Raw genomic sequence first — 20246 nt, forward strand, 5'->3', positions numbered from 1 at the left:
AGACATGACTGTACAACAAGCTTATATCGTCGCTGCCAAGCGTACGCCCATCGGAAAAGCGCCTCGCGGTGTGTTTTCGTCCTACCGTCCTGACGAGCTCTTGGCGGAAGCCATTCGCGGCATGCTGGCCGATGTGCCCAAACTGGACCCTGCCGCCATTGAAGAAGTGGTGGCCGGTTGCGCCCTGCCTGAAGGCCCGCAAGGTTTTAACGTTGCGCGTATTTCTGCCTTGCTGGCAGGCCTGCCGCATACCGTGGCCGGGATGACCGTCAACCGTTTCTGCGCCTCGGGTTTGAGCGCCATTGCGATTGCGGCCGACCGTATCCGTACGGGCCAGGCAGACATCATCGTGGCTTCGGGTGTGGAATCCATGAGTCAGGTGCCGGTGATGGGTGTGAATACCACGTTCAGCCCCGAGATTTTCGCTTCGGACGAGAACTACGGGATCGCTTACGGCATGGGTCTGACCGCTGAAGAAGTAGCGCGTCAGTGGAAAGTCTCCCGTGAAGATCAGGACGCGTTTGCCTTGGCCTCGCACCAGAAAGCCGTCAAGGCTTGGGAATCGGGCGAGTTCACGGGCGAAGTTCTGCCTGTGACGGTGACACGTCGTCAACCGAACCTGAGCACGCAGGAAATCTCCGTCAAAACTCAAGTGGTTGATCGCGATGAGGGACCACGCCCTGATACCAGCCTGGAAGTGCTGGGCAAGCTGCGCCCCGTATTTGCGGCGCGTGGCTCGGTCACGGCCGGCAACAGTTCGCAGACTTCGGACGGGGCAGGTGCCTTGCTGGTTGTTTCCGAACGCGCCTTGCGCGAGCACAATCTGACTCCGCTGGCCCGTTTCGTGACTTTCTCGGTCCGTGGTGTGCCACCAGCAATCATGGGTATCGGTCCTAAAGAAGCCGTGCCTCATGCGCTGGCCTTGGCTGGCCTGAAGCAAGACCAGATGGACTGGATCGAGCTGAACGAAGCCTTTGCTGCTCAATCTCTGGCGGTGATTCGTGATTTGGGCCTGGACCCCGAGCGCGTCAATCCGCTGGGTGGTGCTATTGCCATGGGTCACCCTCTGGGTGCGACTGGTGCCATGCGTGCCGCCACCGTGGTTCATGCCTTGCAGCGTCGTCAGCTGAAATACGGCATGCTCACCATGTGTATCGGTACAGGCATGGGAGCCGCCGGGATTTTCGAGCGGACATAATTTCCGATCTGCTGCTGTTTCTATCGTTGCTGGACAAAGCCGCCTTCGGGCGGCTTTTTTATTGGGGCGTCCCCCGCATCGGTGGGCAATAGCACAATACGTGTAAGCAAATTTGCTTAAAACCCGCTAAATGTCAAAAAAGTAAAGTTTTGTTGTTGTCATAGAGTAGACATGGGCTCGGGCCATAGTCCTTTTCATTGTGTTGAACAGCTCACACGGAGGATGTATGGGATTGCCCTTGCGCATGGTGTCCAGCCTGCATGTTCCCCCCATGTTCTGGCAGGGACGGGTCAAGGCTCGTCTGGAGTCGGGGCAGTTTGAAGTCGACTGCGGCGAGCGCTGCTGGATTGTGCCGCAGGCCGTCAGTTGCCTGGTGCAGCCGCAAGTGGGTGACAAGGTCTGGGTAGGCGGTGCCGATGGCGAGCAGGCCTATGTGTTCGCCGTGCTGGAGCGTCCCCAGGGCGGGGCTTTGCATCTGGTCGCCGACCAAGGCTTGCATGTGCAGGCGGCGCAGGGTGGGGTACATATCCAGTCCGAGGCGGACCTGACTTTGCAGGCAGGTGGCCATTTGCGCCAGTCTGGCCGGGAGATGAGCCTGACCGCAGGCACGCTGCGGATTTTGTCGCGCGTGCAGGAAACCGTGGCGGATCGCCTGTCCCAAGTGTGCAATCACGTATTTCGTCTGACTGAAAAAGAGGAGCGTTGGCGTGGGGGCCGCATGGACGTGCAGGCCCAGCATCAAATGCGTTTGCATGCCCGCCATACCTTGATGACTGCGCGCGAGCTGGTCAAAGTCGACGCTGACCAAATCCATATGGGGTAAGCATGCTGACAGAACGCCTTGTACAAGTGCATAGCCCGCTCGGGCCGGAGGTCTTGCTATTTCAGGCTCTGCAAGGTCGGGAAGCCTTGTCACAGCCTTTTGAATTGCAGGTGGATGTGGTCTGCAATACCCCCTTGCTGGATTTGCGCAGCTTGCTGGGCGAGTCCCTGAGCCTGGAAATCAAAACACCTTTTGCGGTGCCGCGCTTTCTGGATGGTCGTATCAGTGCATTTCGCCTGATGGGTAAAACCGGCCGCAGCGATCGCTTCTACACGTATCGGGCCACCTTGCGCCCCTGGCTCTGGTTCTTGAGCCAGAACATGGACAGCCGGATCTTTCAGGAAAAGACCGTGCCCGAGGTCTTGCAGGATGTGCTGGGCCGCTACCCCTTTGCCTGGGAGTCGCGCCTGACGCAGGACTATCCGCGTCAAACCTATTGCGTTCAGTATCAGGAAAGCGACTTTCAGTTTGTTAGCCGCTTGATGGAACGCGAGGGGATTTACTACTGGTTTGAGCACCGTAATGGCGCCCATACCCTGGTGATGGCCGACGATGTGGGTCAACATGCGGCTGCGCCCTGGCTTTCTGAGCTGCCCTTTGTTTCCCCCGATCGGGTAGCGCATCCCGATGTTGAGCATATCCATGCCTGGCACCCGTATGAGCAAGTCACTCCGGGCCGCTACGCGACCGCTGACTACGACTATTGCAAGCCGGGAGCCAGCCTGGACGCCACGCGCAGCAACCCGGCTGAACACGCCTTGGGTGATTTGGAAGTCTACGAATGGGCGGGTGGCTACACCGAGCCTCAACATGGTGAACATTACTCCCGCTTGCGGTTGGAAGCCTTGCAGGCGGTCCGCAGTCAGGCACAGGCCCAGACCAACGCGCGTGGTGTCGCGCCGGGTTATTTGCTGTCCGTACGCAATCATCCGCGCCCCGAGGACAACCGCGACTATCTGGTGACGCAGGTCGATTACGACTTTCTGGATGTAGGCCATACCGGCGAGAGCGGCATGGCCAGTCACTACTTCATTGATTTTCTGGTGATCCCGTCCAGCCAGCCGTATCGCCCTTTGCGACGCACACCTATTCCGCGTACCTACGGCCCGCAAACGGCCAAGGTGGTGGGCAAGAGCGGCGAGCAGCTGTGGACTGATCAATATGGTCGCATCAAGGTGCAGTTTTTGTGGGATCGCTACGGGCAGGCGAATGAAAACAGCTCCTGCTGGCTGCGTGTTTCCAGCCCGTGGGCAGGTGGTGGGTTTGGTGGCATTCAACTGCCCCGAGTGGGCGACGAAGTGATTGTGGATTTTCTGGGAGGCGACCCGGACCGGCCCATTGCTGTCGGTCGTGTGTATAACGCCAGCAATATGCCGCCCTGGAATCTGCCGGACAATGCCACACAAAGCGGCTTTTTAAGTCGTTCCAAAGACGGTGATCCCAGCAACGCCAACGCCTTCATGTTCGAGGACAGAGCCGGACAGGAGCGTATCTGGCTGCATGCCGAGCGCAATCTGGATACGGAAGTCGAGGGTGATGAAACCCATACCGTCGACGGTAACCGGACTACTGTGGTCACAGGCCACGATACCTTGAGTGTCACGGCAACCCGCACAACAACGGTGCAGGATCTGGAAACCGAGACATTCAATAGCGGCGTCGTACGTACGGTCATCGGGGATCTGGTTGAAACCATAGAAGGCGAGCAGACCCGAACTCATACCGGTGATGTGACGCGTACCGTGACGGGCAATGTCACCGACACCTTGACCGGCGATTTGACCCGAACCATCACCGGCGAGGTCACTCATACGGTCACGGGCGATGTCACGGATTCCATCACCGGCACTCGCAACTCCACCCAAACCGGCGATTACACCCGCACGATTACCGGCGCGGTGGATTACACCGTGACTGGCGATGTCAAAGAAACCATTACAGGTGATGTGGACCTGACCACCACCGGCAATATCACTGACACCCTGACTGGCAAACTGACCAAAAGCATTTCCGGTCCTGTGGACATTACCGCCGCAGCGGGCGTGAACATCACCACGCCTAGCTGGAAGGTGAATGTCACAGGTATTGAAAAATGGTGGATTCCGCATACCGAAAAAGTGACGGGGTTCCGCCGGAACGGCACGATTTCCTCGCTGGATGCCTGGGGTATTCGGGCGCAGGGCTATCTGGTCAATTTCCAGGCTGCCGTCATGAAGATGGACCACTCGGCCTTCAAGGACGAGAAAGCCTACGCCGCGATCAAGACCAGTGCGGTGTATCTGGGCAAGCAGGCGGTGCGCGTCGGCAGTTCGGCTCTGCGTTTGGCCAAGTCCGGCTTGCACATCTTTTTTTAAGGACGTCCGCGACGATGTTGGGACAGATTATATGGATGGCTTTCAGCGCTTTGATGGGAGCCATCATGATTTCGATTGGTATTGCTCTGGAGTGGCGGGATTGGCTGCCTTATCTGGTCATCTTGCCCATGTTGATCGCAGTGGGTGGTTTTGTGGCTGGGTATAGGGGTTTTACGCGCTATTGGCGTGCTCGTCCTGAGGAACGCTTGTATCAGCGCCTGCATCGTGCCGAGGTCGTACCGCAACAGGCCGTGATCGTATCTCAGGATGAACTGCTGCCAGAAGTCTTCAAATCTGCTTATCCGCTCGTGCGCCTGGGTCTGGACGTGGATGGCCAGAAAACCCATGTGGATGTACTGGTGCAGCCCGAACTGAGCAAGCGATTCAAGCCGGGTAATTGGGTCAGCGTGCTGTGCGATCCGACCAATCCCCAGTTGTGCGCCCTGAACCGTGAACAGGTGACCTTGCAGCTGAAACCCGCCGCTAACTCCTATGGGGATTGATTGATGGTGGCGCTGGCTTCGCAGTTGATCGGGGATGACGCACACGTGGGTCCGGAGCAGTCAGGCAGTGCTCCTGCTCCAAGTCAGTCCTGCTCGTGCTCTCCCAAAGGACAAGTCCCATGCGCATCGTAAAGCCCTTGCGCTTGGGTGTTTTGGCACGTCCCTGGAGCTGGCGTGGACAACACGCGCTAAGCGTGTCGGTACAGGCCTGGTGCTCCATGGATGCCCCGCATGTCTTGAGCACCGATGCACGTATGTGGCAAAGCGTATCCGGCCTGATGCAGGACGACGATGTGCTGGATCTGGCCTTGCCCAAACCTTGTGCAGAGTTTCTGGTCTCTGGCCATGCCTGCGCTCCTGGTGGTGAGCCGGTATCCCAACTGGCAGTACAGGCACGTGTCGGCCCGATAGAAAAGCAGCTGGCTGTATTTGGGCAACGTCAGTGGCGGCAAGGCAGACCGGGGGAGGCAGAGCCTTTTACCCGCGTGCCTTTGGACGGAAGCCGTAGCTGGGGCGGGCCGCAGTATCCCGATAATCCCGCCGGCATGGGAATGGAAGCAGCCAGTCCGGGCGAACCGCTTTGCTTGCCGCAGGTAGAGCCTTGGGAAGGGCGCTTGCACCGTTCTGGCCAGCAGGGCCGTCCAGCGGGTTTGGGGCCGGTATCGCCTTTGCGACCACGTCGCTTTCGTTTGGCGGGCCGTTATGACCCCGCCTGGCAGCAAGGCGATCCAGGCATGATGCTGGACAGCCTGGACCCACATTTTTTCAATGCTGCTGAACCGGACCAGTGGTGGCGTGAGCAAGGTCATTGGCCCGCAGACAGTTCTTGGGAACTACACCATCTGCACGCCCAGCGACCCCGGTGGAGTGGCAGCTTGCCGCAGTGGGAGGCGATCTGCTGGTATCAGGATCGTCGTCTACCTGGTCTGCAAAAGCTGGACCTGCGGCACACCACCGTCTGGTTCTTTCCTGATTTGGGCCACATGCTCTTGCTGTACCAAGGAAGCGTGCCGGTTCAGGACGCGCAGGCGCAAGATGTGAACTTATTAATGCCTGCCCTGGAGCCCTTGGGGCAGCCGCGTGGTCAGGACCATTACGAGCAAGTGCTGCGCTTGCGTAGCGAAGGCGATCAGGCCGGATTATTTGCCTTGCGCGACCAGGATTTGCTACCCGCTGACTGCTGCGCACCTTTGGATGATTTTCAGACTAGCGCAGACGACCCTTTGTCCTTGACCATGCGGATGCGCCTGGAGCGCTGGGCGCAGGACGCGGCACAGGAACACCCGGCTTGGCAGAACGAGCTGTTTTCCTTGGCGCAGGCTGGGCCTCCCAAACCTATGGATGTGGACCGAACGGATTGGGTGCAGGAAGTGCGCCAAGCCAATCGCCAGCAATGGGAGGCGCGTCAGCAGATGGAAGAGGGCATGGCGAAAGTGCAGGACTTGCAGCGTGAATCTCCATTTCAGGATCAGGCCGGCACCCGTGTTACGGCGCGCGATACGCAGCAGATGTTGTATGAGCTGGATGCAGCGGCCAGCGACCAGGCGCCTGTGTCCGGCTTGCTATCCAAACCCATGGAGCAGGCCAGACGTGCGATGCAAACTTATGCCCCTGCACCGCCTGTTGCCTCTGATCTGCGTCAGCAGCGTTTGCGCAGGCGAGTGGAGTTGATTCTGGCCGGAACTCGCAATCTGTCTGGCCTGGACTTGAGCGGTTTGCATTTGCAGGACTTCGATTTCTCCGGGGTGCGCTGTGTTGGCACCTGCTTTAACGATGCGGTTCTACGGCAAGGCACGTTTGCAGGAGCTGATTGCTCGGGAGCCACATTTGTGCGGGCGCGATTGGAGCAGGTTCAATTCAATCAATCCCAATTGGATGATGTGGATTTCAGCGCGGCAGTACTGCAATCCGTACAGTTTCGTCAGGTGCAGGCGGCCCGATGGCAGCCGCGCGAGTCCAGCTGGCAGGATGTCTTGTTCCAGCAGTCGAACCTTCAGGAGCAGGAGTGGCTGGATGTGGACTTGCTGCGCTGCACCTTCGAGACCTCGCAGTTAAGTGGCGTGCAATATTTGATGCGCTCGCGCTTGTCCGAATTGTCTTATCTGGATTGCCAGTTACAGCAATGCGCATGGCTGGACTGTGATCTGCGGGACCTGTCCTTGAGGGGCTCCAGCCTGGAGGACACGTCCTGGCTGCTGGGTCTGTTGGGCGGTGTGCTCGATTGCCGTAACAGCCGCTGGCGTCAAAGCGTGGTGTCCGGCGTGGACATGCCGGGGTCAGACTGGCGCGGTGCCCGCTTGGAAGAAAGCAATTTGCGTGGGCTGGATTTGTCGCAATCCTGTTTTGAACAGGCCCAACTGATTCGCTGTGATTTATCCGGTGCCAATCTCCAGGGGTCGCAATGGACGCAGGCCCGCCTGAGCGACTGCATTCTGATCGAGACTGACTTTGGCCAAGCCATCATGAACAAGGTGGATATGAGCAATAGCCTGGCCGGGGGCGCGAATGTTCAAGGCACGATGCTGGACACCGTGAACTTCTTCCGCGCTGATTTGACGGGCTTGCAAACGGATGCGCGTACCCGCAGCCGCAATCTGTATTTACGCACGGCACGTCGCGATCCTGCCGGGGGGCAAGTCTGATGGACGCACATGCTTTGCGTTTGCGCATTCGGCAAGGCGAGCCTTTGCTGGGGCTGGACATCAGCGATCTGTATTTGCCACCGGGCGATTATTCAGGAGCGGTGTTCATCGCTTGCCGTCTGCCGCGTGTGCAAGCCTTGGGCGTCAATCTGGCGGGTAGCCGCTTTCATCAATGTGACTTGAGCGGAGCAGTACTGGACGCCAGTGTGCTGGATGGCTGCGCCTTTATGGAATGCGTGTTGATCGGCTTGTCCTGCAAGCATGTCCAGGCCAGGGAGGTGATGTGGCAGGACTGTGATTTACAGGGCGCTATCTGGCAAGGCGGAGCCTGGAGCGACAGTCACTGGGCGCAATGCATTTTGCAAACGGGCAACTTCGACCAAGCTCTTTTGCAGCGTTGCTCTTGGACTGGCTGCCGCGCAGGGGGCTTGTCCTTGCAGTCGACCCGTCTGGAAGATGTGGTGGTCACCGAAATGGATTGGCGGGGCAGCACTCTGGCCGGTAGTCGCTGGCACAGGGTGACGGCCAAAACCTGCAATTTCCAGGGCATGGACCTGTCGGGGCTGGATTTCAGCGGCAGTGTCTTGATGGAGTCCGACTTTACTCAAGCGGATCTAAGCCACGCTCGTCTTTGCGGCACCAATTTCAAGTCTGCCATCTTGAATCAGGCCGTGCTGAACAAGGTCCAAGCCAAGCAGGCTTTATTTGTTCAGGCACAGGCCCAAGGACTGCAGATTCGGGAGGCGGATCTGACACAAAGTCTGTGGGCTCAAGCCCACGCTCCCGAGGCAGATTTTCGTGGCTCTTTTTTGCAGCAGGCCTACTTCGCGCAGGCAGTGTTGGAGCGGGCCCGTTTCGAGCATAGCCAACTGCGCTATGCGGATTTCTCGTATGCAGATTGCCGCCGTGCTCGCTGGGATGGCGCACATTTTGAGCGCACCCAGTTTCATCGTTGCTTGCTGGACAAGGCCGGGCAAGAACAGGCCGCAGGCTGCCTGCCCAATGACCCGGCCTTGCATGAGTCTGAGAGCTGGACCGCGCGTCATATGAATCTTGAATAAGGAGCCCTGATGTTTGCCAATTGCCAACGGGGCGGCATGGATATTGCCTTCCCCGACATCTGCAAGACACCACCGGCTCTGTTGCCGATTCCTTACCCGAATTTTGCGACGGGCCTGATGGGTATTCCCAATGCCTGGAACATCCTGTTGCAGGGTGGGCCTGCCCATAACTTGCTCACAACGATACCCTTGAGTAATGGTGACAATCCGGGTGTGGCTTTGGGCTTGATCTCGCAAACCGTGATGTCGCGTTCGCGCTCCATTACCTGTGTGCCTAATGTGCTGTGGAAGGGAATCCCGGCGACCCGTCTGACTAGCTTGAGCATGCAGAACACGGTGAATACGGTGGGCATGCGGGTAGTGCCCAGCCAGTTCAAAGTGCTGTTGCTAGGTGGCGGTGGTGCCGGGGGCGGCGCCGGTAAAGGCGGCAAGGGTGTGTCGGGCAGCGGGCCGGAGGCGGCGCGTAAAGCGGCAGCACGTGAAGCCAAGCGGGCGCAGCTTAAACGCAACCGGCGTCGGGGTGCGCAGCGAGAGCGCGAGGTCGAGGCCGAGCTGAAGCAGGAAGGCCACGAGGTCATGGGCACGCAGGTGTCTGCAAAAACCCCATTGACCCGCCGTGTGATCGATATACTGATCAAGGACAAGAACACGGGCAAAATCCGGGCGGTCGAAGTCAAGAGCGGGGGAGCGCGCCGCTCCGCAACCCAGAAGGCCAAGGACAAGGCAATGGAGAGCAAGGGCGCAGAGTTGATTGGCAAGAATGCACCCAAGCAGCCACTTCCCAAGAACATACGCATACCTACGGAGGTACGACATTGAAAACGCACACTGATCCCGTTAAATATGACGCTGTGGACTGGCATGTGGGCGGGGACTACCCCTCTGATCTGGGCCCGCAAGGTGGTCGCACGCACATCGGCATGTATCTGGCCTGGCTGGTGGAAAAAGGCCTGCTGGCCAATGCTTTTATGGACCGCTACCCCAACGAGGTGCGCCAGTGCCGTGATCACATGATCAAAGGCTCGCAACTGCTGCAAGAGTGTTGCGACGATGTGCTGGTCAGCGAAGACATGTCCGAGCAGGGCAAAGCCTTTAGCGATTTTTACTACGACGAGCTGTATCTGGATGATTACGTGGATACGCTGGACGACGAGGTTTTGCCATCCATCTATCACGTGCCTGACGATTGGGACAGCTACGAAACCTTGCGGCCGGTTCTGGAGCAGCGCTACCAGCACTGGCGACAGGAGCAGGGGCTGGACGACTAGCACCTAGCTGATCTCTATTTGCTTCCTTTGAAAAGCGCTGCCTGCGGGTGGCGCTTTTTCTTTATTTGCTTCAAAAAGAGCGTAAATACATCCATTTTGCAAAATAAGTAAGGAAAAATTTTCGTCAAAAAGGTGTCACCTTCAGTTCCTAGACTGGCTCCGTGATCAGTTATCCGAGACGACAGCTATGGTCGAAGGAATACAGGAGCAGTGGCAGCCAGCCTGGATTTTGGCTCCCGAAAACGCCCACTACGGCGAGAACCTGGAATACGAAGCCGACTTTCTGGCCTTGATGCAGGCTTTGCAAGTACAGGGCGAGCAGCAGTTTGGCCAAACTATTATCCCGGCTCAGGTTCCGGACTGGACGCGCATCGTGCGCCTGGTGCAGGACTTGCTGGACCGCTCGGCAGATATTCGCTTGCTGGTGGTACTGGCCCAGGCGAGATTGCAGACAGGTGGGTTGCCCGCCTTGGGGGAGGTGTGCGACTGGCTGTTGAGCGCCCTGCAACAAGGCTGGGAGCACGTTCATCCGCGTCTGCACGACGATGGCGAGCTGGACCCCTTGCCGCGCGTCAATGCGCTGGCCGGGCTGTCGGCTATTGATGGTCTGGGTCGCCTGATGCGTGAGGCTCCCGTGGTCAGCCTGGGGCATCGTCAACTGAATTTACGTGAAGTCGGCTATGTGCTGGATGGCAGTCAGAAAGATAGCGGCCTGCCGGGTCGTGACCGTCTGGTTGAAGAGCTGCGCCGTGCCTTTGCCGCCGGCCAAAGCCAGACCGTGGCCTTGAGTCGTCTACGTCAGTTCCGCCAGGAGCTGGAGGCCCTGGTGCATCGTCATCTGGATGCCGAGTGGTCCGTGCGTCTGGACGGAGCCTGGGACACCGTGGAAGCCGCCTGCGCAGTGCTGGACGCGGCAACCTCACTATCTGCTCCTTCCGCTCCCGAGCCTGTGCAGGCAAGCGACCCCACCATTCCTGTGCCCCCGCAACCTGCTCATCAGGTCGCTCCGGTGATGGGCTTGGCGAGTTGGCAAAACCTGCATGTTTCATCCCGCGAAGAGGTGGTGTTGTTGCTGGACAAGCTGGTGGCGTATTTCGAGCAGCATGAACCCAGCCATCCTGCCCCTTTGCTGCTGCGTCGTGCCCAGCAACTGGTGCCCATGGGTTTTCACGAGCTGATTCGTGACCTGGCTCCCGGTGCCTGGGATCAGATCCAGGTTTTCATGCCTCGATCCGAAGTGGCGACAGCCGCTTCTTAATTCCATAAATCAACTGGAGAAGACCTGATGTCTGTGAAATCCAATTCTGGCAGCGGCCAGAAATTCCTTGGGCGCAATCGGGCTCCGCGTGTGCAAATTGAGTACGACGTTGAACTGTACGGCGCCGAGCATCGTGTGCAACTGCCATTCGTGATGGGTGTGCTGGCGGATCTGGCCGGGCACAACACGGAGAGCCAGCCGGAGTTGGGCGAGCGCAAGTTTATGGAAATCGACGTGGACAACTTCGATGACCGCATGAAGTCCATCGCACCCAAGCTGAACATGCAGGTTCCCAACAGCCTGAAGGGCGATGGCGTGCTGGGAGTGGAAGTGTCTTTTGACTCCATGGACAGCTTCTCCCCGGCTGAACTGGCCCGTCAGATCGAACCTTTGGCTCGCCTGCTGGAAGCTCGTACCCAGCTGGCGAATTTGCTGACTTATATGGATGGCAAAAGCGGGGCGGAAGAACTCTTGTCCCGTCTCCTGCAGCAGCCCGAACTCTTGCGCGCCCTGGCTGGCCGCCCGCCCCAGGCCCTGACGATGGACGAGTCCCAGCCCGATCAGGACAACGAGCCCAAAGCATAAGGAGCCCACCCCATGACTTCCACCCAGACATTGACCGCCACTCGCGACACGGCCCAGCTGGATGAACTGTCCAGCCTGTTGCAGCAAGAGTTTCGTCCCAAAACCGAGCAGGCTCAGCAGGCGGTTGAGTTTGCCGTCACCACGCTGGCCGAACAGGCGTTGGACCAGTCCGTGACTTTGAGCGATGACGCCTATCAAACCATTCAGGCGGTGATTGCCCAGATCGATCAGAAGATGACCGAGCAGATCAATCACATCCTGCATCACCCCGAATTTCAGCGGCTGGAAGGGGCCTGGCGAGGTTTGCACCATCTGGTCAGCAACACCGAAACTGATGAGCTGCTGCGCATTCGGGTGATGCCCGCGACCAAGAAGGAATTGGCGCGCAACTTGAAGCGCTACAAAGGGGTGGCCTGGGATCAAAGCCCCTTGTTCAAGAAGGTGTATGAACAGGAATACGGCCAGTTTGGTGGCGAGCCCTTTGGCTGCCTGGTGGGGGATTATCACTTCGACCACAGTCCGCCGGATGTAGAGATGCTGGGGGAACTGGCCCGTATTGGCGCGGCGGCCCACAGCCCGTTCATCGCGGGAGCGGCGCCTTCCGTGATGCAGATGGAGTCCTGGCAGGAGCTGGCCAATCCGCGTGATCTGACCAAGATCTTCTCCAACACCGAGTACGCCGCCTGGCAAAGCCTGCGCGAATCCGACGATGCCCGTTATCTGGGCCTGGCCATGCCCCGCTTTCTGGCGCGTTTACCCTACGGTGCACGTACCAACCCGGTTGATGAGTTCGACTTCGAGGAAGACACCGACGGAGCCAGCCACGACCGCTACACCTGGGCTAACTCGGCCTATGCCATGGCGGTGAATATCAACCGATCCTTCAAGCATTTTGGCTGGTGCACGGCAATTCGCGGTGTGGAGTCGGGCGGTGCGGTCGAGAACCTGCCTTGCCATACCTTCCCCACGGACGATGGCGGTGTGGACATCAAATGCCCCACGGAAATTGCCATCAGTGATCGCCGCGAAGCCGAGCTGGCCAAGAACGGATTCATGCCCTTGGTACACCGCAAGAATTCCGATTTTGCGGCCTTTATCGGCGCCCAGTCCTTGCAGAAGCCCCAGGAATATTACGACGCAGACGCTACCGCCAATGCCCGTCTGGCCGCGCGCTTGCCCTATCTGTTTGCCTGCTGCCGTTTTGCGCATTACCTGAAATGCATTGTGCGCGACAAGATCGGTTCCTTTCGCGAGCGCGACGATATGGAGCGTTGGCTAAACAGCTGGATCATGAATTACGTGGACGGCGACCCGACCAACTCTTCGCAGGAAACCAAGGCACGCAAGCCGCTGGCCGCCGCCGAAGTCTCGGTGCAGGAAGTACCGGACAACCCCGGTTATTACGCTGCCAAGTTCTTCTTGCGCCCGCACTACCAGCTGGAAGGCCTGACGGTCTCCCTGCGCCTGGTGTCCCGTTTGCCTTCGCTTAAAGGCGAGCAGAACTGATTCCCACCCTGGCCTTTTGATGGCCTTATTCGACCTCCAAGGAGAAAAGCGTGTCTGTTGATATGTTCATGAAAATTGAAGGCGCCAATGGCGAGTCCAAAGACTCCAATCACAAGGATTGGACTGATATCCAGTCCTTTTCGTGGGGTGCCTCGCAACCGGGCAGCATGAGCTCGGGCGGTGGCGGTGGCCAGGGCAAGGCCAATTTCAACGATCTGCATGTGGTCGCTCGCATCGACAAGGCCGCGCCTGCCGTGATGAAGCACTGCGCCAGCGGCAAGCACCTGGGCAAGGTGGAGCTGTCGGTGTGCAAGGCCGGTGGCGAGCAGGTGGAATACACCAAAATCACCCTGGAAGAAGTGCTGGTGACTTCGGTTCAGCTCAATGCCGAGCGCGATGTGGAAAGCGTAATGGTCAATTACTCCTTCCAGGCCGCACGCGTCAAACAGCAGTACTGGGAACAGTCCGACCGCGGCAGCAAAGGTGCTGAAACGCTGGTGGCCTGGGACATCAAGCAAAACAAAGAAGCCTGATCGGGCTTGGGTTTTCAGGCAGGGCCGCTATGGACCGCTTTCGCTTACCGGGACGCCGCGGGGCCGCGCTGATGCGCGGTCAGGCGGATCGCTTGCAACCTTGTCTGCTGGACAGGCTGACCGACGAGCGGCCCGATCAAACCTGGGAACCTCCCCAGCCCATGAGCCAGTACCAGATGCGTCAGGCGGTATTGCGCGATCTGGGTCATTTGCTCAATACCCCCAATCAGGGCGCTACCCCCTTGATGCAGGCCTTGGCTCATGTGCGCCGCTCCTGCCTGAACTACGGCATGAGCCCGCTGGCGGGCAAGACCATGAGCGAAGTGGAATGGCTGGATGTGGAAGAAGCGCTGCGTACCGCCATCCTGCATTTCGAGCCGCGTATTCTGCCCGATACCTTGCAGGTGCATTGTCTGGATCACAGGGCTCAGCGCGATTTGCATAACGTCTTGAGCTTGCGTATTCAGGGCCATGTCTGGTGCGAGCCGTATCCGCAGGAATTCTTGCTGCGCACCAGTATTGATCTGGAAAGCGGGCAGTTGGACCTTGAAGAGAGTTACGCATCGGGATGAATCCGGAGCTGCTGCATTACTACAACCGTGAATTGGCTTACCTGCGCGAGCTGGGAGCCGAATTTGCGCAAGCCTACCCCAAAGTGGCGGCCCGTCTGGGTGTGCACGATACGGCGGTGGCGGACCCCTATGTCGAGCGTCTGCTGGAAGGATTCAGCTTTCTGACGGCTCGCATTCAGATGAAGATGGACGCGGAATTTCCCCGTCTAAGCCAGCAGTTGCTGGATGTGATTCAGCCTTCCTGGTTGATGCCCACCCCTAGCATGGGACTGGTGCAGTTTCGTCCCAGCATGAGCGAAGGTGCTCTGGCCAAAGGCTTTACCATGCCGCGCCACACCGCCTTGCGCTCCCGTATTCCAGCCGGAGAACAAACCGCCTGCGAGTTTTCTACTTGCCATGCCGTGGACTTGTGGCCCATGAGCTTGTCGCAGGTACGTTTAGGCGATGTGGCGGCTGATCTGCCCCTGGCGGCTTTAGGCAACCGACAGGCCGCACAAGCCCGTTCGGCTTTGAAACTGGACTTCACGGTGCATGGCGGTTTGACACTGGAAGAGCTGGCTCTGGATGAGCTTAGCCTGCATCTGGACGGCCCGGAATTTGACAGCAGCTTGCTGCTGGATGCCTTGCTGCGGCAGGCGTTGGGGGTGTTCATCCAAATGGAGGACGAGGCCCCACAATTTCTGGCTACGTCTGATTGTCTGACACACGATGGCCTGGAAGATGATCAAGCCATCTTGCCCATGATGTCTCACGAGTTCTCCGGCCATCGCTTGCTGCGGGAGTATTTCGCCTTGCCGGGCCGTTTTGCTTTTGTACGGCTGCGTGGTCTGCAAGCAGCTATCGCCAGAGGACGTGCGCAGGAGCGAAAAAGCCGCCGCTGGAGCCTGCATATTGTCCTTAAGCAGGCTTGGCCCGATCTGGCGGCACGCGTTGGCCCTGGCCATGTGCGTTTGTATTGCACGCCGGTCGTGAATTTATTTCGACGACGCAGTGAACGCATGGCCTTGCGCCCACAGGCAACAGATCATCATGTGGTCATGGACAGAACGCGTCCCATGGACTTTGAAGTTTGCCTGATGGAGCAAGTGCAAGGACATGGCCGACAGGGCACGGACGATGTGCTGTTTCGCCCCTTGTATGCCAGCACGGCGCAGGATGCAGGACGCTATGGTAGTTACTACACTGTGCGACGCGAACCGCGTGTCGTGTCTGATACTCAGAAACGCTGGGGTGGCCGCAGCAGTTATGGCGGTAGCGAAGTGTATTTATCTCTGGTGAATCAGCACGAGCAGTCCGAGTTTTTCGGCATGAATCAGATCAGTGTCACGGCCTGGTGCAGCAACCGTGATTTGCCCTTGCTGCTACCGCGCTCGCCCGAGTCTGACTTCAGCCTGCAAGTTTCGGCCCCTGTGGCCGGTGTCAGTTTATTGGGTGGTTTGACCCGTCCTCGACCTGCATCAACCGGCGGCCGTCAGGCCTGGGATTTGATTTCACAGATGAGTCTGGCCCAGTTGGGTGTGGCCCAGTCCGACCCTAAGCAGGCTGCAGGTCGCTGGCGTGCCTTGCTGGCCCCGCATGTGGACAGCGCTGATGCCGGTGCCTTGCGTCAGTTGGCTTCCATTGTGGCGGTGCAGGCACGGCCTGTGCAGAGGGCCATGCCGGTGCCAGGACCCTTGGTGATGGCGCGTGGCGTGCATTTTGAGGTCACGCTGGACCAAAGTGGTTTTCCCGGTGGCCGTCCCTTTGTTCTGGCCGCCGTGCTCAGTCGTTATCTGGCCCGTCATGTCAGCCTGAACAGTTTTGTCTCTACCCAGTTTCGTTCCGAGACAGGGGTGGAACTGGGAGCGTGGGGGCCGCAAGCAGGTACGCGGGCGGTGCTGTGAACCGGGCCGAGCAGGAACAGCTAAAGCCCCAGGCTTCTTTGGAAGAGCTGGGCCGTATCATTCAGCAATGGCCTTATGGCCATGATCTGTTTCGGGTTTTGCGGGCCGTCGATGCCTTGCAAGCCGCCCAAGGCCAGCCTCGTTTGGGAACCGCGCCTACGCCTCGCCAAGAAGATGTGCGGGTAGGTCAGCCGCCTAGTTTGGCTTTTGCGGCCTCCAGTGTGCAAACCGCTCGTTGGGACGATGAACAACTGCATCTGGATGTGCAGGGTTTTGGTTTGTGGGGGCCCAACGGCCCTTTGCCGCTGCACATGACGGAGTACTTTTTTCAGCGTAGTCGCAACTTTGGTGACCGCGCTGGTGTGGCCTTTCTGGACCAGTTTCACCACCGTCTGTTTTTACTGTTTTTCAGAGCCTGGGCACAAGCGCAGGCAGTCTGTGACCTGGAACATGATCAGGATGGTTTTACACGCTGGCTGGCCAGCCTGGCCGGAGTCGGGAGCCAGAGCGAATCGGCTCCCATGAGCGACCATGCGGTCCATTTTCAGGCACCCGCGCTGGCGTCTCAAACCCGTAGCGCGCCTGCTCTGCAATCGCTTCTGGCCAGCTATTTCCAACTGCCCGTCAGCATTCAGCAGAACGTGCCGGCTTGGGTGCCGCTGGATGATCAAACTCAGGTCAGCCTGGGCCGCAGTTGTTCGGGGCTTGGGAAAAATACCGTTCTTGGCGCACGTATTCTGGATGTGCAGCAAACCATACGAATACGGATTGGCCCTTTGAGTCGGCAGGACTATGGACGCTTCTTGCCAGGTCGTCCGGCCTGGCGACAATTGCGCTATTGCCTGGCTTTGTATCTGGGCTTGGAGTGGTCGGTTCAGTTGCAACTGGTGTTACAAGCCAGCGAGCAGCCTGATCTGGGTTTGGGGGCGGGCTTGGGTCTGGGCCAGGAGACCTGGCTAGGTCAGCCCGGCACACAGGACAGAGCGGATCTGTGCCTGTTTCTGGACAGCCGTCCAGATTGGCAAGATCCGCGCAGCTAAGGCTTAGGCCTGACGCATTCCCTGCAAAAGATCGAACTCGTTTTCCTTGTCGGACAAGGTGCTGACCCACTCCGGGGCGCGACCCAAATCTGGCTGCCAACTGGCTGCCGGAATGGTGCTGTCGGTGCTGGGTGAACTGGCTGGTTTGGCTGCTGTATCGAAGGGGTGCTTGTCCGAGGGCGCAGGCATGGGACCACCGACCGGGACCATGCCGGGAACATGCAGATCTGCGAAAGGATCGGCCGCCGGCGCAGCTGCCAAAGGCGTTTCATCCTGTGTGACGGGGCTGACTCCCGATTCCACCCGGTAGTGCATTTCCCCCAAGGTCAGGCGATCCCCATTCTGCAAGGTCTTGACCTGTGCCAGTGCCAATTCGATGCCATTCACGGCGACCTGACCGTCTGCGCTAGCTCGTTGAATCGTCAGCACATCGTGCTGGCGACGCAGGTAAGACAGCACGGGCGGCGTTTGATTATTATCGGGCAAAACCAGATCAGCCTGAGTCCAGGAACCGCAGACCAGACCGGGTTCAGGAACAGGGCGCGGGGCTCCACCGGACTCTGCTTGCAAACGCCAATCTACAGCTGTGCTCATGGCTGTGCTCCTGCCACTTTTTCATAAACCGGGCCCCAGGTGGGGTGACCGCGCTCGGCCTGGGCCAGGGTAAAGCCAGGGTCTACAGCCCGTGCCTGCTTGAAACGCTCTTCACACAAAAAAGTGTAGTCGCGCACGCAAAAGCTGAAGGCCTGCAGTTTCAAGGCTTCGCTGTATTGATTGGGTGCGGCAGCAGGCAGGGTGCTGGAGCGGCCCACTTGCCGGATCACGGTGCTGTAGTCACCTTCATTAAAGGCAGAGCGTATTTGCTCCAGTTCAGCTTCGGCAGCCGGGCTGAAAACAGCCACTGGCTTGTTCTGAGTTTGGGCGCAGGCTGTCAGTAAAAGGGCCAGAGCCGGAACGATCAGGCGGGCAGGTAAATACATGGCAGGAAAAAGAAAAGTTGTACTTGCCCTCAAGACTAGGAAAGGAAAAAGACAGCCACATGACATGACGCGGACGGTTTTGTAAGAGTTGTTGCGCAAGGGTAAGCACCGAAACACCCCGTGTCCTTAACAAAGTTGTCGCATTCATGCTTTTAGATGGGGCGCATTGCCATTCAAGGAGACATCGTGACCGTTCGCCGATTGCTTCGTTTGTGTTCGCTGCTGATGCTGGGGTTGCTGGCCTCGTGTGCGTCCACCTCCAGTCGCATGGCCGTGCCCTACGAGATTGTTCTGACTGCGGATGAACAGCTCAACCCGGATGCCACGGGTCGGCCTTCCCCGGTACAGGTGTTTGTGTTCGAGCTGCGCTCGGGCAGCACCTTTGAATCCAGGGACTTCTTCGCCCTGCAGTCCGACCCGCAACAAGCCTTGCAGGCGGATCTGCTCAATGTGGAGCAGATCGTGCTGCGCCCCGGCCAGACCTATACCTTCAAACGGCCGGGCGATTTGCAAGCCACCGCTGTTGGCGTGGTCGTAGGGTATCGCGAGCTGGATGCCAGTGTGTGGCGTGTCCTCTTGCCGCTGCCCGAGTCGCGCACCACCAATATCTACAAGTTCTGGCAGTCGGCCCCGGACGCCGTCCAGGTCAGTCTGCAATTACGCAAGAACGCCATTCATGTCGTTGATTGATGGGCGTGGAACGGATTATTTCAATGGATAAAGTCATTTGGACCGAAGGGCTGTTTTTACGGCCTCAGCATTTTCAGCAGATGGAGCGCTATCTGGAGCACTATGCCCACGCCGGAAGGCGGGCTGCGCAGCCGTTTTGCTGGGGCTTTGAAACCTTGAGTCTGGACGAACAGGCCCTGAGTATGGGCAGTGTCGCATTGCGCGAAGCGCGCGGCTTGTTGCCGGATGGCACGCCTTTTGATTGCAGGCCGGGAGCGATGCAGATTGTGGCCTGGACAGCCCCTGAAGTGGTGCGTCCCGAGCGTCTGATGCTGGTGCTGCCTCGTCGTCAGGCCGGGCGGGCAGAGGTTCAGTTTGATGGGCACAGCTCGCGTCGTTCGCGTTATGTGGTCAGCGAGCAGGATTTGTATGACAGCAGTGGTTTGTCACCTGAACCGTGCCTGTCGCAACTGGGGCGTTTGCAGCCTGTTTTGCTGCCCGAATCCGAGGTGTATGAAGACAGTGTTGCCATGCCCGTGGCCCGCATTCTGGAGCGCAGACCTGACCGCTCGCTGGTGTTGGACCCGGATTTCATTCCCCCTATCTTGTCCATTCAGGCCCATGCCCGGCTAAGTGCTCTAAGCGCGGATGTACAGGCGTTATTGCAGACCCGTGCCCAAGCTTTGGCAGAACGCCTGGGGCCGGGAGGGCGCGGGCAGGGCGATGTGGCCGACTTCATGATGCTGGAGCTGGTCAATCGCTATCGGGCTGCCTTGTGGGCCATGGAGCAGCGCGTACACGTACATCCTGGCGAGCTGTATCAGGCCTGGATGGAATTACATGGTGCTTTGGCTACCTACACCCAGGACGGGCGTCAGCCGCTGATCTGGCCTTCCTATCAGCATGACGATCTGGCCCAGTCCTTCTTGCCGCTGGTGCTGGAGTTGCGCCGTGCCTTGTCCGTGGTCCTGGAACAGCAGGCCGTGTCGATTGCACTGGAGGACAAGGGGCAGGGCGTACGTCTGGCCCAGATTGCGGATCGTGCGCTCTTGCGGCAGGCGGGTTTTGTGTTGGCCGTGCAGGCCGATTTGCCCGCCCAAACCGTGCGGCAGCATTTTGCGGCACAGGTGAAATTGGGGCCGGTAGAACGCATCCGCGATCTGGTGCATCTGCAATTGCCGGGCATCGGTTTGCAGCCTTTGTCTGTCGCGCCACGAGCCTTGCCGTATCACGCAGGATTCACCTACTTCGAGCTGGAAAAAGGCGGCGAGCTGTGGCGTCAGCTGGAGCAGAACGGCGCATTGGCCCTGCATTTGGCCGGAGACTTTCCTGGCCTGCAACTTGAGTTTTGGGCGATACGCCGCTGATCCG

Annotated in this window: 19 protein-coding genes; 17 read left to right on the forward strand and 2 right to left on the reverse strand. The window is 58.8% G+C overall.

From position 1 onward, the window contains the following. Positions 1-4: 4 nt before the first annotated feature. The 15 genes from ACU6HM_RS15640 (at position 5) to tssG (ending at position 17226) form a co-directional block, all read left to right on the forward strand. Complete coding sequence (locus tag ACU6HM_RS15640) at positions 5-1198, forward strand: acetyl-CoA C-acyltransferase (RefSeq protein ID WP_026483649.1); 1194 nt, start codon at positions 5-7, stop codon at positions 1196-1198. A 226-nt stretch (positions 1199-1424) separates the two neighbouring features. After that, a complete protein-coding gene (locus tag ACU6HM_RS15645; RefSeq protein WP_446764030.1) occupies positions 1425-2021 on the forward strand; it encodes a DUF3540 domain-containing protein in 597 nt (198 codons plus the stop codon). A 2-nt stretch (positions 2022-2023) separates the two neighbouring features. After that, complete coding sequence (locus ACU6HM_RS15650) at positions 2024-4375, forward strand: type VI secretion system Vgr family protein (protein WP_446764031.1); 2352 nt, start codon at positions 2024-2026, stop codon at positions 4373-4375. A 35-nt stretch (positions 4376-4410) separates the two neighbouring features. Next, on the forward strand, positions 4411-4878 hold the full coding sequence (locus ACU6HM_RS15655; protein ID WP_230940567.1) for a hypothetical protein: 468 nt from the start codon (positions 4411-4413) through the stop codon (positions 4876-4878). Positions 4879-4997: 119 nt separating this feature from the next. After that, the gene (locus ACU6HM_RS15660; protein WP_446764032.1) at positions 4998-7520 is read left to right on the forward strand and encodes a DUF2169 family type VI secretion system accessory protein; all 2523 of its coding nucleotides are present in this window, start codon (positions 4998-5000) and stop codon (positions 7518-7520) included. Then, the gene (locus ACU6HM_RS15665; protein ID WP_369325964.1) at positions 7520-8581 is read left to right on the forward strand and encodes a pentapeptide repeat-containing protein; all 1062 of its coding nucleotides are present in this window, start codon (positions 7520-7522) and stop codon (positions 8579-8581) included. Before ACU6HM_RS15660 ends, ACU6HM_RS15665 begins: the two co-directional genes overlap by 1 nt. A 9-nt stretch (positions 8582-8590) precedes the next feature. Next, the gene (locus ACU6HM_RS15670) at positions 8591-9400 is read left to right on the forward strand and encodes a DUF4150 domain-containing protein (RefSeq protein ID WP_026483655.1); all 810 of its coding nucleotides are present in this window, start codon (positions 8591-8593) and stop codon (positions 9398-9400) included. Then, on the forward strand, positions 9397-9849 hold the full coding sequence (locus tag ACU6HM_RS15675) for a DUF7832 domain-containing protein (protein WP_009455524.1): 453 nt from the start codon (positions 9397-9399) through the stop codon (positions 9847-9849). The genes ACU6HM_RS15670 and ACU6HM_RS15675 overlap by 4 nt, the downstream gene beginning before the upstream one ends. A 187-nt stretch (positions 9850-10036) precedes the next feature. Further along, positions 10037-11107, forward strand: a complete 1071-nt coding sequence (gene tssA / locus ACU6HM_RS15680; RefSeq protein ID WP_446764033.1) for a type VI secretion system protein TssA — start codon at positions 10037-10039, stop codon at positions 11105-11107. A gap of 27 nt (positions 11108-11134) precedes the next feature. Beyond that, positions 11135-11692: a type VI secretion system contractile sheath small subunit gene (gene tssB / locus ACU6HM_RS15685; RefSeq protein WP_086061191.1), complete on the forward strand. Its 558-nt coding sequence runs from the start codon at positions 11135-11137 to the stop codon at positions 11690-11692. Between the two features lie 12 nt (positions 11693-11704). Then, positions 11705-13198, forward strand: a complete 1494-nt coding sequence (gene tssC / locus ACU6HM_RS15690; RefSeq protein WP_009455530.1) for a type VI secretion system contractile sheath large subunit — start codon at positions 11705-11707, stop codon at positions 13196-13198. A 50-nt stretch (positions 13199-13248) separates the two neighbouring features. Then, entirely contained in the window at positions 13249-13731 is a 483-nt protein-coding gene (locus ACU6HM_RS15695; RefSeq protein ID WP_009455532.1) for an Hcp family type VI secretion system effector, read from the forward strand. Between the two features lie 29 nt (positions 13732-13760). After that, positions 13761-14303 (forward strand): type VI secretion system baseplate subunit TssE, encoded by a 543-nt coding sequence (gene tssE / locus ACU6HM_RS15700; protein WP_021447237.1) that lies wholly within the window; start codon positions 13761-13763, stop codon positions 14301-14303. Next, positions 14300-16186 (forward strand): type VI secretion system baseplate subunit TssF, encoded by a 1887-nt coding sequence (gene tssF / locus ACU6HM_RS15705; RefSeq protein ID WP_446764034.1) that lies wholly within the window; start codon positions 14300-14302, stop codon positions 16184-16186. The genes tssE and tssF overlap by 4 nt, the downstream gene beginning before the upstream one ends. Then, complete coding sequence (gene tssG, locus ACU6HM_RS15710) at positions 16183-17226, forward strand: type VI secretion system baseplate subunit TssG (protein WP_009455541.1); 1044 nt, start codon at positions 16183-16185, stop codon at positions 17224-17226. Before tssF ends, tssG begins: the two co-directional genes overlap by 4 nt. A 3-nt stretch (positions 17227-17229) precedes the next feature. Here tssG and ACU6HM_RS15715 read toward each other — a convergent pair whose 3' ends face one another. After that, positions 17230-17820, reverse strand: coding sequence for a hypothetical protein (locus tag ACU6HM_RS15715; RefSeq protein WP_009455543.1), 591 nt, complete (start codon positions 17818-17820; stop codon positions 17230-17232). Beyond that, positions 17817-18206, reverse strand: coding sequence for a TssQ family T6SS-associated lipoprotein (locus ACU6HM_RS15720; protein ID WP_026483661.1), 390 nt, complete (start codon positions 18204-18206; stop codon positions 17817-17819). Before ACU6HM_RS15720 ends, ACU6HM_RS15715 begins: the two co-directional genes overlap by 4 nt. Before the next feature lie 186 nt (positions 18207-18392). Between ACU6HM_RS15720 and tssJ the strand changes: the two genes are divergently transcribed. Together tssJ and tssK are read left to right on the forward strand one after the other, a co-directional pair. Beyond that, positions 18393-18896, forward strand: a complete 504-nt coding sequence (gene tssJ / locus ACU6HM_RS15725; RefSeq protein ID WP_446764035.1) for a type VI secretion system lipoprotein TssJ — start codon at positions 18393-18395, stop codon at positions 18894-18896. A 23-nt stretch (positions 18897-18919) separates the two neighbouring features. Further along, entirely contained in the window at positions 18920-20242 is a 1323-nt protein-coding gene (gene tssK / locus ACU6HM_RS15730) for a type VI secretion system baseplate subunit TssK (RefSeq protein WP_446764036.1), read from the forward strand. Positions 20243-20246 lie beyond the last annotated feature (4 nt).

This window comes from Alcaligenes sp. RM2 (genome assembly GCF_052931795.1).